We start from the raw sequence: 14,886 nt of genomic DNA, 5'->3' as shown, positions 1-14,886 counted from the left end.
GTCTCACTTTTTATATTAAACGGTACAAGCCACGCACTCTTCCACGCTTAATTTACGTGTTCTCGTATAATACAGACTCTTTAAGCCTTTTTTATGTGCATAGATGTAGTAACGTGCTAATTCACGTGTTGAAATATCACTGTTAACGTAAAGAATTGTACTAATTCCTTGGTCAATATGTTCTTGAATTTCTGCGATTAAATCAATTAATTTAAACTGATTCATATCGTAAGACGATTTATAGTACCAGAACGTATCTTTTGATAAATACGGCATTGGATAATATGTTGTCGCATTCGCATACGTTCTTGACTCAATTTGACTTACGATTGGCATTACGCTTGAAGTTGCATTTTGAACGTAACTGATCGATTGTGTCGGAGCAATTGCGAGACGATATGAGTTGTATAAACCATTCTTCTGTACTTGCTCTTTTAAACTTGTCCAATCTTCTTTTGTCGGAATACGAATTCCTTCAAATAGTTGCTGAACTTTTTCAGTTACTGGGCTATAATCTGTCGTTTCATACTTTTCAAAGTATGTGCCGTTCGCATAATCTGACTTATCGAAGTCTTTAAATGTTTCGCCTTTTTCTTTAGCGATTTCCATACTTTTCTCAATAGAGTAGTAATTTAACATCATAAAGAATGTACGAGCGAACTCTTTCGCTTCTGCACTTTCATATGCGATTTTGTTTTTTGATAAATATCCATGTAAGTTCATTGCGCCAAGTCCAACTGAATGAAGCTCATCATTAGCTTTTTTCACAGTCGGTGCATTCGGAATGATTGTCATATCAGAAACAGCTGTTAAAGCTTCCATTCCCGCATGAACTGCTTCACGAATTTCTTTATTTTCCATTACATTTACGATATTTAACGATCCTAAGTTACAGTTAATATCACGACGGATAATGTCATCTGTACCGTAATCATTTATTTCAGAAGTTTCTTGAAGCTGGAAGATTTCTGTCTCTAATGTTCAACTGAGTTCGCTACTCCTCAGTCCGTTGCTCATGCAACTGCTGTATGTCACCATACAGGACAGACTATATCATCACCTACAGCATTACCTGATTAGGTGCTCCGCTTTTCGAACGCCAATCGCTTGCGCTCTACTCCCATAAGGGATAGTCGTTAGGCTTTTACTTATCTTGATTTTTCAGAAAGTCTCTTATTACTTTATGTTGTTCAATAACTCTGCTATACAAAATAATAAGATACATTCTGAAATTTTATATTTTCATTCTAAGATAAGATTTAGCACGGTAGGTTACCTCAAATTTGAGGCTTTCCCCGTTTAACGGAGTTTTCGACTAGCATTTCTACTAGAAGGTGCTACATATTTAACACAAGTTCGACATCTTCACAGTTCCAATATCCTTCAGTGGATGTTGGTTATTTGCATTTGATTTAAACATTAAGTACGGGTAACCAGACTCAAGCTGAATCATAGCAATTTTAATAAGCATATCACGTGCACTAATATCTAGCGGCTTCTTCTTCACTTTCGGATTGCTCATTAATTCATCGTACATTTCATCGATATCAATATCATCTAAATGCTTTCCGTATTCTTTATACACTGTATAAGGCGCGAAAACATGGAAAGGTTCGTTTTTCTCAGCAAGCTCGAAGAACTTACTTGGAACGATAATTCCGATCGATAGAGACTGAATACGGCTCTTCTCATCGGCATTTATTTTTTTTGTATCAAGGAATTCAATAATATCCCAATGGAAAATGTTTAAGTATACTGCGCCGGCACCTTTTCGTTGCCCAAGCTGATTCGCATATGAAAACGAATCTTCAAGTAATTTCATAACAGGTACTACACCACTTGCAGCGTTGTCGATACCTTTAATTTGCTCACCGCGTGCGCGTAGCTTAGATAAGTTTAAAGCTACTCCCCCGCCGATTTTTGATAATTGCATTGCAGTATTAATGTTAAAGCCGATTGAATTTAAGCTATCGTCCATCTCTAACAAGAAACAAGACACCATTTCTCCTCTTCTGCTTCTTCCCGCATTTAAAAAGGTTGGTGTCGCTGGTTGGTAGTTTTGTTTTACAATCATGCTCGCGAATTGTTTTGCCTTCGCAACATCACCACGTCCTAAGTATAATGACACAATTGCTACACGATCTTCATAGCTTTCTAAGTATTGTTTTTGATCATTTGTTTTTAACGCATAATCTTTGTAGAACTTAGATGCTGCCATATAAGATTGGAACTCGAAGTTTTCACCATAAGCGATGTTATATACTTCTTCTACTTCCTCCAAGCTATACTCGTCCAGAACATTGTAATAGTAATCATGTTCTTTCATATACTCCATTCGCTCTGCCACGCTATTAAAAGGAACGGTATTCTCTCTAGCTTCTTCCATAAAGACTTCTAATGCCTCTTTATCTTTATGAAGCTGATAAAAACCGTCCTGCATTTGCGTGATTTCATTATTCAGTTCAATGTGTCGCAATCTCCCGCACCCTTTCCTTAAAATATTCTACATCGTTATTTGTTCCTGATAACTCAAATTTTGATACAATAGGCACTTCATATTTAGCAGAAATTTTGTCAGCACTTGCACCGAACATGTCTCCCCAGTTACGATTGCCGCTTGCAGATACGCCTTTTAATTTTTCATTATTGCGCTCTAAAAATTCTAAAACACGTTCTGGTACATTGCCAAAACCTGTTGTATACGTAATTAAAACAAAGTCTTCATCTATTACTAGATCTTCACCAATTTGAACGGCCGGCATATTTAATTTGTGAATGAAACGCTTCACGTTTCCTGTCATAGAATCATATGCAACTATCATTTCCGACCCTCCCTCTCCAATCTATACTCTCTGTATGTTGTTTCTTGATTTCTCTATATATTGTATTACGTTTCAAAATAAGACACAAGATATATGTATAAATTCTTTCTTTTTTTAAATTTTACTTTTCGACAAGACAGTCGATTTTTTTCAATACAATGACTATGAAACAACATTCTAAAACTCATGTCAATAAAGTGCTTTTCAAAAAAGTTGTCAACGAATTTAACCTTATTTTTAAAAAAGTTACCAATATATTTTGTCATAAAACGGCAAATGCTGGAGGAATATATTTCTCCAGCATCACGCAAAAAAGAACAGACATGAAACGATAATCTGTTCTAAAAAACGATTACATTTATCAATTTTACTTTATTAAATATTATACATATACTTTCGGTTCGCGTTACATACTAAAAGATAACTATTATAGAAAAAGATTATTATTATGGAAATTCAATTTATTTATGAAAAGATTATTCAGAGTGCTTAATACGCAAAATATCTTTTACAAATATATGATGTGGATTTTCATCTTTATCAATCATCGTACATACAGGAGCTTCTTCATCAAAGTACACAATCATTCCTTCTACGTACTGATATGTATGTTGAACTTGTACAGTTACTTTAATTTCTATAGCCTCTTCATATGCTCTTTTTATTTTCTGAAGCATGTTTGCCGAACACTTTCTTTTCTCTGGGTACATAACCATCCCCATAAACCTATTTCCAGCTCTATCTTTCCACATATAATCCCAATGTGGTAATATGCCTTGTTTAAAATCGCCCATAATTCTCCTCCCCCTATATTCTTCTAGTTACGAACGTGGCGTTTCTGAATATGTATAAATTACTTGTCCGCCGCGCTGTGCGTTCCCAATAATATGTTTAAAATCTTCCCGCCCTACTACAACTTTCCTAAACGTATAAAATACATCTTTTGTTGCAACATACTCCTTTATTTCACCATTTTTCAGCTGATCCAAAATTGTATTTGCTAATTGTTCGTCCATGTATTTCACCTCTATGCAATATTTTATTTTATCGTATATTCTATAGGTCAACAACTGTAAAATTATCCAGGTGCTATACCTTCATTTCATTTTAATTATTTCGCAAACGATATCGCTTTACTATATGTCCACTAAATATCATATACTAACATAGCTACTTCTCTATATCAAACATTTCGACATACAACAATGCAAAGTTCCATACCACTATGCTACAATATATAAATAGAACTAGGAGGGATACTATGATTCGGAAAGCAAAAAAGACAGATGCGATGGCAATTGCGCCTTTATTATATAACGCTCTGCACGAAATTGCTGAAAAAATCACAGGTAGCACTGTTGAGGCAGAAGTATTACTAGGACTTGAAACATGGTTCTCAAAAGAGGGAAATCGACTGAGCTACGAAAACTGTTTTGTATATGAACAAGACGGAATTGCGATTGGAATTATTGTCGCTTATCACGGTAGTGAAGCTACAAGGCTTGATGCACCAATTGTACGTCACTTAAGAGAATTACATAAAGATGAATCGATTACATTAGAAAAAGAAGCTGAGCTTGACGAATATTACATTGATACATTATCGGTCTCAAGTGCATATGGCGGAAAAGGAATCGGTTCTAAATTAATTGAAGCTGCTGAAATCTATGCAACTGAAAAGGTGTATGAAAAAATCGCATTACTTGTTAATTTAGAAAACAAACGTGCCTATTCACTATACGAAAAACTAGGTTATAAAAAAGATCAAATCGTTATGCTCGTAGGCGAACCTTATGCACATCTCGTAAAAACATTAAACATCAAAGTTTCTATATCTTAAAAAGAAAGCACACGATTTATATAAATCGTGTGCTTTTATGTTAAATTCGTATTCAATATATTTCCATTCATCGCCTCGTGGAATGTATAAGTTGTACATCCCCATGGCTCTCTGTGCAAAATAGGCGTACCAGACCATCCCATCGCTCTCAGTTCCGCACCAATCATTGCATTAATGTAATTATGACCTACAAGAGCAATACTTCCATGTACGAGAGCGTAACGGTGTAATAAGTAAGCCGCTTGCCTTGCCCTCTCTCTTACTTCCTTATAAGATTCAACATCTTTACGGTAACCAAGTATCCATAACGTTCGTCCGATAAACATCCATACGTTAGGTTTACATTTCAACCATATTGGAGCATAAAAACTCGTCGGAATTTCAGCTTCCTTAAAAAGAGAATTTTGCATAAAAGATAAAGAATCCATTAATTCAGCTGCTGATTGTATAGCACACTTTTGATCACTCGTTACAATCAATTTTGTTGCTTCAACCGCTTCCTTTGTTTCCATTGGTATAGGTGCTTTTTCTGTTATAGTATGTAAGTCATATCCTTTCATCCATTCATGAAAGGATGTAACCGTCATTGGCTCTATAGTACGATCTAAGCGACCATGACGAATAAAAGAAATCTTCATTCTTTCCACTCTCCATTCATCACTTACGAACTCTATTATGTACTATTTTTACATATCATACCACGCAAAAAAAGAAAGTTATACACCTTTACATATCCCCGCCACTCTCATTTGTGACCCCAGCATGTATACCATCCATCCCATCAAAATATGTAGTCGTTTCATGATGACGAATCTTTTTTAAATTTATATAAGAAAATACAAATAAAATTAATGCTATAACACTCCCCGCAAATTCAAACATCATTTTACCGCCTCTAATTTCTCCCACTTTAGTAGGTTATTGTATATTTTTATTATACCCCTATATAAAGATATCCGCATTTAAACCGCTCTTTTTTTCTATTAACATGGAGTTCTTGCATTTTTTCTTACAAAATGTGAATATTTTTCGAATTTTTACTTTGGAAACATTTACAAAATGGACAATATGGTTCAAAATAAGAGGAAATAAAAAAAACCAAAATTATTCTTTTTTGGGAAAACTGTAACAAGGAGAGTTGCTTATGCAGATCGCAGAAACTGGAGATATCATTGAATTTAAAGGTGGAATGCAAGGCCGTGTTCAAAAAGTAAATCAAAACTCCGTTATTGTAGATATAACAATTATGGAAAATTTTAGAGAACTAGATATGGAACCTCTTACAGTTGTAAGTCATAAAAACTATACTGTCATTAATCAAAATGCATAATATAATAGAAAGAAAGGATCTGTATGACATACAGATCCTTTCTTTCTATTATATATTAACGGTTATCAATTGTTTCTGGATATAAATCATGGTTCATCATACGGTAGTCTGCCATTTGTTCATACTTCGTTCCTGGGCGACCGTAGTTGCAGTAAGGATCAATTGAAATCCCTCCACGTGGTGTGAATTTTCCCCATACCTCAATGTAACGTGGATCCATTAATTTAATTAAATCATTCATAATAACGTTCATGCAATCTTCGTGGAAGTCACCGTGATTGCGGAAACTAAATAAATATAGCTTTAAAGATTTACTCTCTACCATTCTTTGTTCTGGAATGTAGCTAATATAAATCGTTGCAAAATCTGGTTGGCCTGTTTTCGGGCATAAGCTTGTAAATTCAGGGCAATTGAATTTCACAAAATAATCACGGTTTGGATGATTATTATCAAATACCTCTAAAATTTCTGGGCTATATTCAAATAAATATTTTGTATTTTGATTTCCTAATAATGTTACATCTTTTAAATCTTCATCTAATCTTCCTGCCATTTTAAACATCCCTTCTCATTATACTCCGCGTTTATTTCCCCATACTAACGCATGAAGCTGCGGCAATACTTTTGCATTATTCATTTCTTTACAATTTACAGCTTTATCAATAAGCCACTCATACTTATCTAATAATTTCTTAATCAACATCGAATCATCCACTGTTTTTGTATCATCATTCCCTACTTGTAAGAAAAATGGAACATCTGGATAACGTTCGTGCATCTTAACTGCATACTCAAAGTCATAATCGTCAAATACTACTACCTTTAAACTAATATCTTTTCCTGCTAGTTTCTGAATAACAGCATCTAACTTTTGAAAATCAGTATTCATCGTCGAACTTGGTGGTTTTGGAGAAATCGTTATCTCATCAATTTGAAGTAACCAATCTTGCCATTTACTCCCTTGCGTTTCGATTGCCGTCCGCATTCCATTCTCTTTTAATATAGAAAGAAGAAACTCAATATTTTTCAACAATGCTGGATTTCCACCTGAAATCGTAACATGAGAAAAATTTTCGCCACCAATTTCTACAAGCTCGTTCCAAACGTCCTCTGCTGTCATCTGTCTAATTTGATCCTTAGCCGATCCATCCCACGTAAAAGCAGAATCACACCATGCGCAGCTATAATCACAACCTGCTGTACGGATAAACATCGTCTTTTGTCCCACAACCATTCCTTCACCTTGAATAGTCGGACCAAATATTTCTAAGACAGGGATTTTACTCATCGAGCATCCACTCCCGTCTTACTTCCGCATAACTAGTTGGCGTCTCGAAAAGACGAACAAATTCAACACGAGCTCCTTTATATTCGTTCGCACGATTATCTTTTATTAATGCTTCTGCCATTTTTTCGTAAATCCAAACGACCATGTTTTCAGCCGTCGTATTCATTGCTGGTAACGTTTCGTTTAAATAACGATGGTCTAAATAAATTTCTATTTCATTCTTCCAAATTTCTTTTATATCTCCAAAGTCAATTGCAAGACCTATTTCATTCACATATCCACTAATCCCAAATACAACTTTATATGTGTGACCATGTAAGTTTTTACATTTCCCTTCATAACAGTGTAAATGGTGTGCTGCATCAAATGTAAATTCCTTGCTGACCATTACTCTTTTATTATGATATTTAAGCTGTTTACGCTGAATATCCTCGTCCATTTTTTGCAAATTTTCTACAATGCGAAATCCAAAGAAGTTATCCATTAGTTACTCGCTCCTTCGCGTTCTTGTAGGTACGTATCTAATCCTGCTTTACGAAGTTGACATGCTGGACATTCACCGCAACCATCACCAATGATTCCGTTATAACATGTTAATGTTTTTTCTCGAACAAACTCGAATGCTCCCAGTTCATCTGATAATTTCCATGTTTCCGCTTTATCAATCCACATAAGTGGTGTATGAATTACGAACGGATAATCCATGGATAAATTTAAAGTAACGTTTAACGATTTCACAAACACGTCACGGCAATCTGGATAACCACTAAAATCAGTTTCACATACACCCGTTACAATATGACGTGCCCCAACTTGTTTTGCTAATACAGCAGCAAATGATAAGAATAGTAAATTTCGTCCATCTACAAACGTCGATGGCAATTCACCTTCTTCATGTGTAATCTCCATATCCGTTCTCGTTAACGCATTTGGAGCAAGTTGATTTAATAGACTCATATCTAGTACCGTATGTTTAATTCCTAGCTCTTTTGCAATTTCCGCTGCACAATCAATTTCTAGCTTATGACGTTGATTGTAATTAAACGTTACAGCCTCTACTTCTGCAAACTGCTCTATTGCCCAAAATAAACATGTCGTACTATCTTGTCCTCCACTGAAAACAACAACTGCCTTTTCTTTTTTCATTTCACTCATTCTCCTTCTCTACTACGAATAAGAAGAAAGAACGTTCTTGAACTGTCACAATAAAAAAACAAAACAATACCTAAAGATATTGTTGTTTCCATAGTTTTTTATAGAGGGAGTTCGCGAACCTCTCCCGTGTAATGCACGGAATTCCTTCTTTCATTGACAAAGCTTATTGTAACATATTGTATACTACCAGAAAAAATTTCTGATTTTTTCCGCTATTTCTCATTTCATTTCTTTTATTTTATAGTATGATTAATTTAATGTGAGAAGAGAGGAGGCATCCTACTGAAACCCTTTATTATTTATCTCTTTTTAAATATATTATTCATCCTTGTTACAATGCTCGTATACCATTTATTTTGGAATCAAAAAGGGAAACGATCTCCTAAATTAAATTCAGCTATATTTATTACATTGTGTTGCCTCACTACCATACTATGTATTACTTTCGGAGCAAAAACAAATTATGGCTTTCAATTTGATATGCGCCATATCGTATTAATTGTCGGTACATTAACAGGAGGTCCTATTGCTGGTGCTTCCATCTTAGCTGTATTAAACATATACCGCTTCTTATTAGGTGGAATAGGTGTATTCCCATCTCTTACCGCTTCGGTTCTACTATTTATTGTTCTACTATTAACATACAAACTATTTAACCGAAGTTCTAATCGTATAAAAATAGCACTCGCTATCTTTTACAGTCTCATATTTGGCTTGGGTTGGATACCATCTTTCCTTTCAGAGGTTACAAATAGTGCAGATTACATACCTCATATTATCGTATACGAAATATGTACAATAATTGGAACAATCCTTATTTTATATTTGCTACACATACTACAAATGCAAGTTCGTCTTCAAAACGAACTTATGAATGCCGAAAAATTCCATTTAATTGGCGAAATGGCAGCGTCCATCTCTCATGAGATTCGCAATCCATTAACTTCAACAAAAGGATTTTTACAACTTTTGCAGTCAAATACATGCACTGAGCAAGAGCGAAAATTATATATCGACATAGCCATCAACGGAATCGAACAAGCAAATCATGTTCTTACAGACTACTTAACTTTCGCGAAACCAAGTATTGAAAAAGAACAACAGTTACAAGTAGAGGAAGAATTATTGCATGCCCTATCTTTAATCACACCTCTTGCTAATTTAACAAACGTTCGTATCCACTACATCAAACAAAGTACATCTTTCTATATCGCTGGTGAAAAACAAAAACTAAACCAATGTTTATTAAATATTTTAAAAAACTGTATTGAGGCTATGCCTACAGGCGGTGATCTCGTACTTACTTTAGTTCCAGACCATAAACATATACAATTGTATATCAAAGATACAGGAATTGGTATGGATCAAGAACAAGTAAAACGCCTTGGATCCCCTTTCTACTCAACAAAAGAAAAAGGTACTGGTCTTGGAATGATGGTCGTATTCAGTGTTATACAAGCTATGGACGGAAAAATTGATATTATAAGCGAAAAAGGTACTGGTACAACCTTCTTATTAACTTTTCCACTCATACAAAAAACGTGATGAAATAATCATCACGTTTTTTCTGTTCCTTCAACTAATTCAGCAAAGGCTTTCACCTTTCCATGTGGTTTTTGATTTTCTTTACGTGCTTTCCACGCGCGCTCTTCTTCTTTCTTTTTCTTGGACATACTTTCCAACTCCTTCTTTTCTTTCTCCATGTAGTATTCCAAAATAAGAAAGAAAACTATGCACGTATCAAAAAAGAAGTGGTCTCCCACTTCCTTCTAATTATCGCTGTAAAATTGCGTGTTTCGCCTCTTTTAACTGCGTAAGATGTCTTTGTTCATGCAAATCAAGAAATTGAATCCACTGATACAAATTTAGATCGTTAAAAACAGGATGCTTTAATCCATTTTCAAATAAATCTTTTTCATCTATCACACTATGAAGTGCGTGTAATAATTCTTTTCGTGAATGTTCTAGTAATTGAATTCCTTGCTGTTTTTTCATTAATGTTTCTGTTGGTTTCATTTGCAGAGGAGCTTCTCGTTTATGTGTGCGATCAAGCGTAAGTTGGAGGTCTTTAAATGGAGTCGTGTTTCTTTCATTTTTTTGTAAAGCATATACAAGGGCAGACGTGACAGATTGTTCAACTAAATGTAAATGATGCAAAATTTGAATAATACTCCATTTATCACGGCGCGGCTTTACATTCACTTCTGTATCATTTAACATTTCAATTTCTGATAATAGCGTGCTTCGGGTAGACTGTAACGAGTTCACCAAACTTTCTAAACTCACATCCATATTAGATTGAAGCATACTTCTTTCCCCCCTTTTTGTTGGTGAAAAAAGGTGCTCCCTATTAGAAACACCTTTTTATTATTCTGAATTTTCTTTTATTATCTCATCATTTTCTCATTATGTCGATGTTAAACATGTGAAAAAAAGCGCATGTTTTTTACAATTTTGTGTCGTCAATCGCATGTAGCCATGCTTCTATTTCTGTAATGACACTTTTCACACAGCCTTCAGCAAATGGTGATGTTAAATTTGCAACTTCTACTAATTCCAAGAATGATTTACTTCCACCTTGTTGGCACAGATTTACATAATCTTCCCACGCCTCTTGTCTATTATCTCTTGCACGTTTCCAAAATTGCAGTGCGCAAATTTGTGCTAATGTGTAGTCGATATAGTAGAACGGCGAGCTATAAATATGTCCTTGACGTTGCCAGAATCCACCGCGCTCTAAATAATCATTATCTTCATAATCACGATGCGGCAAATACTTTTTCTCTATATTACGCCATGCTGTCTTACGCTCTTCTGGTGATGCTTCTGGATTTTCATATACATAATGTTGATATTCATCAACAGATACACCATATGGTAAAAACAGAAGCGCTGAACTTAAGTGAGAGAAATAATATTTATCTGCATCTTCTTCAAAGAATGACTTCATCCATGGCCATGTAAAGAATTCCATACTCATAGAATGAATTTCACATGCTTCATACGTTGGCCAATTGTATTCTGGAATTTCAAACTTACGGCTTTCATATACTTGGAAAGCATGACCAGCTTCATGTGTTAATACATCAATGTCGCCAGATGTTCCGTTGAAGTTTGAGAAAATAAATGGCGCTTTATAATTCTCAATATATGTACAATATCCGCCACCAGCTTTTCCTTTTTTCGCAACTAAATCTAATAAATCATTATCTAGCATGAAATTGAAAAATTCATCCGTTTCAGCTGATAACTCTTTATACATCGTTTTCCCATGATTAACAATCCAATCCGCATCTCCTTTTGGAGTTGGGTTACCTGTAGAAAATTCAAAGTTTTCATCGTAATACGCTAACTTCTCTACACCGATACGTGCTTGTTGGCGTTTCCTTAATTCCGTTGTAACGGGAACGATATAATCTAGCACTTGCTGACGATAATTCGCCACCATTTCCGCATTATAATCTGTACGGTACATTCTTGCATATCCAAGTTCAACAAAGTTTTTGAAACCTAAAGATTTAGCGATTTTCGTTCTCACTTTAACAAGCTCGTCATAAATACGATCTAACTCTTCCTCATTCCCAGCTAAAAATCCGTAATATGCTTCACTTGCTGCTTTACGTTCACTTCTTTCTTTCCCTTGCATAAATGGAATAAGCTGCGATAACGTTCTTTCTTCTCCTGCAAAATCAATTTTTGCAGATGCTAATAACTGCGTATATTGTGAAGACAATTTATTCTCTAATTGTAAATCTTTCACGACTTCATCAGAATATGTTTTTAAATCACACTCCGCAAGAGCAAATAATTGCTTCCCATAATACGCTTCTAATTCTTCACGGAATGGAGAATGAATTAACGCATGATAATACTTTGTACCATATCCTTGTACAACTGGAGAGAATTCATCAAAGAAATCTTGCTCTTCCTTATAAAAAGCATCTGTCGTATCAACAGAATGACGAATGTAACAAAGATTCCCCATTGTACCAAAATCGTTGCGAATTTCGTTAATTGAATGAATGACTTGTTTTTGTTCTTCTACCGTTTTTGCGTTATCAAACTTCTCTAAAGCAACAGTAAACTTCTCTTTTAATTCTTCAATATTTGGCCGTTTATATTCATAGTCTTTAAATGACATGAACGAGCCTCCTCTCCATTATATGCATCCTTACTATAATTCAATGCTTACTTACAAATCTCCTCTTATTCTTCAACAAAATACAGCATATTTTGTCATAATTACATGTAAACAAAAAAGCCTTGGATTTCTTTATCCAAAGCTCCTTTGGAACATACTATTATTTTTCATACTTTCCAATCTTTTTTAATAAATCAAGTAATTCATCCTTTTCCTCTTTCGTTAACATTTCAAAAGACTGATGTATAACTTGCTCATGCCCTGGAAAAATAGAAGCAATAAAGTTCTCTCCAGACTCAGTTAATTGTGCATAAATAACACGTCTGTCATTTGGGCATGGAATTCTCTTTACTAGTCCCTTTTTCTCTAGCTTATCTACAACATATGTAATGCTGCCACTAGCTATTAAAATACGCTCACCAATTTGCTGAAGTGGTTGACCGCCTTTATGGTATAGCAGTTCTAATACAGCAAATTCAGTTGGATTTAACCCGTTACTTTGTATAGATTTATTTGTAGTATCCATAACAGAACGATGTACACGAGATAATGCAATAAATACTTTTAAAGATTGAGAAATATCTTCTCGTTCATTATTTGATGTCATACAACTTTCAACCCTTCACTTAAATTCTCAGTAATAAAAAGAAAAAACAGCTTAGTGCTTCATGTAAATTCCGAATGAGTATTCACTCATTCATTTCCTCTCCCCAAATATATTATGAATGATTCTTGAATAAAAACATGACAATTTTAACATAGTTTATATATAATGATAATAAAAAAGAAGGAGTACCAAATTTGAAAGTCAAATTCCACAGCATAGTTTTATATATATTGCTTGTTATCCTACCAACGATAGGGATTGGTGCTGCATTTTATTCATACCATTCGTATAAAATGAAACAGCAAAACAAACTATCTGCTCACACGGTTCTCTTTTTATATAGGGACTATTTAGATCATCACCTTGGTGAAGCAATTTCCGCATTAGAAATGCTCTCAAAGGTCGTAGGAACCGAAACTGGAAATATAAATGGCGTGAAACAAATTGTACATGATACAGATGGAAACGATGCACGTTTTTCTGGTTTATATTACACTACACCAGAAGGCATCATTACAATCGCATCCGAAGGCGACCGACCACCTGTTGATGTCTCAGATCGCAAATATATTCAAGACGTATTACAGACGAAGAAAACAACTGTATCATCAGTCATTACAGATCGTGTTCTTGGACATCAAGCTATTATGATTGCTTCTCCCATCTTCAATAAACAGAAGGAAATCTCAGGCTTATTGTTAGCAAGTTTACGCTTTGACTACATTTCATCATCTTTAAATGCCATTAAACCACAATACCATTTTGAAGTAACTGATAAACATGATGTAGTTTTTCTCACCGATGATAATAACGAAACAAGTGATGCGCATACTAATATGCTTACTACCCCACTCCAAAGATTAAATTGGAAGGTCTCTGTTTCTCCATTGCCTATCCATCAAAAAACTTTATATCAGTGGGTTTCAATAGAGTGTATAGCCACTTTATTTTTAATGTCTATTTTATTTTTACTCGCTCAATATATGTTGTTAAAACGCCAAACAAAACTGGAAAGACAACAAAATGAACTACAAAAAATTGAATTGGTTGGCACTTTTGCAGCTAGTACAGCCCACGAAATCCGTAATCCTCTTACCGGAATTAAAGGGCTCGTTGCTCTATTAAAAGAGAAATATAAAGATGAACAAGATCAGTTCTATTTTTCCGTCATCGAACAAGAAATAGAAAGGATAAATGAAATTGTAAGCGAATTTCTTATTCTTGGAAAGCCAACTGCAATCATTGAACAAACATATGATGTGAGAAATATTCTAAATGAGGTAGCATTAATTATTCAATCTGAGGCGAATCTACATAACATTGTATTCCATTTACATTTGCCAGACCATCCTGTTCATATCCGTTGCTCAAAAGACCATATGAAACAAGTGGTTTTAAACATTACAAAAAATGCAATTGAAGCCATGACTTCTGGTGGCACACTAACTATTTCCGTAACAAACAATGAAACACACGCACAATTGCAAATTATAGATACTGGAAAAGGAATTCCAAAACATATTCAAAAACACCTCTTTCATCCGTTCTTTACTAATAAAGATACTGGAACAGGTCTTGGACTTGTCATATGTAAACGAATTGTAGAGATGTACAATGGGCATATTTTTATCGACAGTATAGAAAACGAAGGAACGACAGTTCATATCGAAATTCCGTTACACCTAGTATAATTATCCTTCTCC

General features: G+C 34.7%; 18 protein-coding genes, 1 pseudogene and 1 riboswitch. Of the genes and pseudogenes, 4 read left to right on the top strand and 15 right to left on the bottom strand.

Annotation, left to right across the window (positions count from 1 at the left end):
• Positions 1-15 precede the first annotated feature (15 nt).
• From KVT31_RS12070 to KVT31_RS12050, 5 genes and pseudogenes are all read right to left on the bottom strand, one after another.
• Positions 16-966, bottom strand: coding sequence for a ribonucleotide reductase large subunit (locus KVT31_RS12070; protein WP_308015623.1), 951 nt, complete (start codon positions 964-966; stop codon positions 16-18).
• 382 nt (positions 967-1,348) lie between these two features.
• Positions 1,349-2,476, bottom strand: a pseudogene (locus KVT31_RS12065) (ribonucleotide reductase N-terminal alpha domain-containing protein); the annotation flags it as partial.
• Positions 2,463-2,822, bottom strand: a complete 360-nt coding sequence (gene nrdI, locus KVT31_RS12060) for a class Ib ribonucleoside-diphosphate reductase assembly flavoprotein NrdI (protein WP_000634376.1) — start codon at positions 2,820-2,822, stop codon at positions 2,463-2,465. The pseudogene KVT31_RS12065 and the gene nrdI, both read right to left, overlap by 14 nt.
• A 476-nt stretch (positions 2,823-3,298) precedes the next feature.
• Entirely contained in the window at positions 3,299-3,616 is a 318-nt protein-coding gene (locus KVT31_RS12055) for a hypothetical protein (RefSeq protein ID WP_088095663.1), read from the bottom strand.
• A 27-nt stretch (positions 3,617-3,643) separates the two neighbouring features.
• Positions 3,644-3,838, bottom strand: coding sequence for a hypothetical protein (locus KVT31_RS12050; protein ID WP_000344283.1), 195 nt, complete (start codon positions 3,836-3,838; stop codon positions 3,644-3,646).
• A gap of 245 nt (positions 3,839-4,083) precedes the next feature.
• On the opposite strand from KVT31_RS12050, the gene KVT31_RS12045 reads away from it, so the two are divergent.
• Entirely contained in the window at positions 4,084-4,662 is a 579-nt protein-coding gene (locus KVT31_RS12045) for a GNAT family N-acetyltransferase (RefSeq protein ID WP_088095662.1), read from the top strand.
• Between the two features lie 35 nt (positions 4,663-4,697).
• Here the strand turns inward: KVT31_RS12045 and KVT31_RS12040 are convergent, their stop codons facing one another.
• On the bottom strand, positions 4,698-5,300 hold the full coding sequence (locus tag KVT31_RS12040) for a histidine phosphatase family protein (RefSeq protein WP_088095661.1): 603 nt from the start codon (positions 5,298-5,300) through the stop codon (positions 4,698-4,700).
• An 88-nt stretch (positions 5,301-5,388) separates the two neighbouring features.
• A complete protein-coding gene (locus KVT31_RS12035) occupies positions 5,389-5,571 on the bottom strand; it encodes a hypothetical protein (RefSeq protein ID WP_098343224.1) in 183 nt (60 codons plus the stop codon).
• A gap of 235 nt (positions 5,572-5,806) precedes the next feature.
• Here KVT31_RS12035 and KVT31_RS12030 point away from each other — a divergent pair, with 235 nt between their 5' ends.
• The gene (locus KVT31_RS12030; RefSeq protein WP_001165081.1) at positions 5,807-5,992 is read left to right on the top strand and encodes a YkvS family protein; all 186 of its coding nucleotides are present in this window, start codon (positions 5,807-5,809) and stop codon (positions 5,990-5,992) included.
• Between the two features lie 55 nt (positions 5,993-6,047).
• On the opposite strand, the gene queF is transcribed toward KVT31_RS12030, so the two are convergent.
• From queF to queC, 4 genes are read right to left on the bottom strand one after another with little or no spacing between them, the layout of a single operon-like run.
• Positions 6,048-6,545 (bottom strand): preQ(1) synthase, encoded by a 498-nt coding sequence (gene queF, locus KVT31_RS12025; RefSeq protein ID WP_000918895.1) that lies wholly within the window; start codon positions 6,543-6,545, stop codon positions 6,048-6,050.
• Positions 6,546-6,563: 18 nt separating this feature from the next.
• Positions 6,564-7,280 (bottom strand): 7-carboxy-7-deazaguanine synthase QueE, encoded by a 717-nt coding sequence (gene queE / locus KVT31_RS12020; RefSeq protein ID WP_088095660.1) that lies wholly within the window; start codon positions 7,278-7,280, stop codon positions 6,564-6,566.
• Positions 7,273-7,764, bottom strand: coding sequence for a 6-carboxytetrahydropterin synthase QueD (gene queD, locus KVT31_RS12015; protein WP_088095659.1), 492 nt, complete (start codon positions 7,762-7,764; stop codon positions 7,273-7,275). The genes queE and queD overlap by 8 nt, the downstream gene beginning before the upstream one ends.
• On the bottom strand, positions 7,764-8,426 hold the full coding sequence (gene queC, locus KVT31_RS12010) for a 7-cyano-7-deazaguanine synthase QueC (RefSeq protein ID WP_000711596.1): 663 nt from the start codon (positions 8,424-8,426) through the stop codon (positions 7,764-7,766). The genes queD and queC overlap by 1 nt, the downstream gene beginning before the upstream one ends.
• 93 nt (positions 8,427-8,519) lie before the next feature.
• Positions 8,520-8,563: riboswitch (PreQ1 riboswitch) on the bottom strand.
• A gap of 208 nt (positions 8,564-8,771) precedes the next feature.
• On the opposite strand from queC, the gene KVT31_RS12005 reads away from it, so the two are divergent.
• Complete coding sequence (locus tag KVT31_RS12005; protein ID WP_088095658.1) at positions 8,772-9,980, top strand: ATP-binding protein; 1,209 nt, start codon at positions 8,772-8,774, stop codon at positions 9,978-9,980.
• A gap of 11 nt (positions 9,981-9,991) precedes the next feature.
• Here the strand turns inward: KVT31_RS12005 and KVT31_RS30250 are convergent, their stop codons facing one another.
• From KVT31_RS30250 to KVT31_RS11990, 4 genes are all read right to left on the bottom strand, one after another.
• Positions 9,992-10,108, bottom strand: a complete 117-nt coding sequence (locus tag KVT31_RS30250; RefSeq protein WP_000038254.1) for a DUF6254 family protein — start codon at positions 10,106-10,108, stop codon at positions 9,992-9,994.
• Between the two features lie 100 nt (positions 10,109-10,208).
• Positions 10,209-10,742, bottom strand: coding sequence for a DinB family protein (locus KVT31_RS12000; protein WP_088095657.1), 534 nt, complete (start codon positions 10,740-10,742; stop codon positions 10,209-10,211).
• Positions 10,743-10,881: 139 nt separating this feature from the next.
• Positions 10,882-12,576, bottom strand: coding sequence for a M3 family oligoendopeptidase (locus KVT31_RS11995; protein ID WP_088095656.1), 1,695 nt, complete (start codon positions 12,574-12,576; stop codon positions 10,882-10,884).
• Positions 12,577-12,736: 160 nt separating this feature from the next.
• Positions 12,737-13,183: a MarR family winged helix-turn-helix transcriptional regulator gene (locus tag KVT31_RS11990; RefSeq protein ID WP_000203340.1), complete on the bottom strand. Its 447-nt coding sequence runs from the start codon at positions 13,181-13,183 to the stop codon at positions 12,737-12,739.
• A gap of 194 nt (positions 13,184-13,377) precedes the next feature.
• Between KVT31_RS11990 and KVT31_RS11985 the strand changes: the two genes are divergently transcribed.
• Positions 13,378-14,874 carry a DUF3149 domain-containing protein gene (locus KVT31_RS11985; protein ID WP_088095655.1) on the top strand — a complete coding sequence of 499 codons (1,497 nt, stop codon included), beginning with the start codon at positions 13,378-13,380 and terminating at the stop codon, positions 14,872-14,874.
• The last annotated feature ends 12 nt before the right edge of the window (positions 14,875-14,886 follow it).

This window comes from Bacillus sp. GbtcB14, from assembly GCF_019091205.1.
Lineage (GTDB): Bacteria > Bacillota > Bacilli > Bacillales > Bacillaceae_G > Bacillus_A > Bacillus_A cereus_AG.
This window is presented reverse-complemented; position numbering and strand designations above follow the sequence as displayed.